The following is a 266-nucleotide window of genomic DNA, read 5'->3' as shown; positions in this document are numbered from 1 at the left end:
AAAGCGGTGCTCAACCGTGGCGTCTCCGTGGTGGTTTTACCCGGTGACGTCGCGCTAAAACCTGCCCCTGAAAGCGCCACCACGCACTGGTATCATGCGCCGCTCCCGGTAGTCACCCCGGAAGAGGAAGAACTGAGAAAACTGGCGCAACTGCTGCGCTACTCCAGCAATATCGCCCTGATGTGCGGCAGCGGCTGCGCCGGTGCGCATAAAGAGCTGGTTGAGTTTGCGGCTAAAATCAAAGCCCCGATTGTTCACGCTCTGCG

Annotated in this window: 1 pseudogene; it reads left to right on the top strand. The window is 59.4% G+C overall.

Annotation, left to right across the window (positions count from 1 at the left end):
- Positions 1–266 (top strand): annotated as a pseudogene (locus FDX22_RS12300) (ubiquinone-dependent pyruvate dehydrogenase); the annotation flags it as partial.

The organism is Citrobacter sp. TBCS-14, assembly GCF_005280805.1.
GTDB classification, from domain to species: Bacteria; Pseudomonadota; Gammaproteobacteria; order Enterobacterales; family Enterobacteriaceae; genus Citrobacter; species Citrobacter gillenii.
The sequence above is the reverse complement of the archived record's forward strand: the minus strand, read 5'-3'. Positions and strand labels throughout refer to the sequence as shown.